We start from the raw sequence: 603 nt of genomic DNA on the forward strand, positions 1-603 counted from the left end.
TAACTAATGTGAATCACCCTCAATTCATGGAATGGGTAGCCGGATTAGAAAAATCTGAACAGAAAATTGATAAATATCTAGACCAATATGAGAAAGGACTGTGGGATCAACGCGACCGAGACGCTTTCAATAAAGTAAAAAGTGCCTGGGTTAAATACAGTGCGTTTAACAATGAATACGCGAAGTTGCTATTGAATAATAAAATCGATGAAGCAAATGAAACATTGTTAAACGGATTTTCTACATTCACACAATTATCCGATGCGATTCGTGATTTAGTGGAACTAAACCAAACCTACGTACAAGAAGATATTGCTAGCGCTCATGAAGCAGTGCGCAGCGCAATCACCTACAGCATTATTGCTATCGTCGCGCTATTGGCACTGAGTTTTACGCTAGGCCTATTCCTAACCAAACAGATCTTCACACCACTAAATTACGTTGTAAACATGGCATCAAAAATCGCGTCGGGCGACCTAACTTACCAGCTTCCACGTAACAAAATTGGTCATGATGAGCTTGGCACCTTGGCAGATGCCTGCGTTGATATGCAAGCGAAGTTGCTTACTTTGGTCGACAGTATCTCGTCAACCACAGCTCAAG

1 protein-coding gene is annotated in these 603 nt (G+C 41.5%); it reads left to right on the forward strand.

The window, feature by feature from the left end:
- A partial coding sequence (locus tag R7044_RS26550; protein WP_225456155.1) for a methyl-accepting chemotaxis protein occupies positions 1–603 on the forward strand: 603 nt, incomplete at both ends.

The organism is Vibrio sp. 1402 (assembly GCF_033340275.1).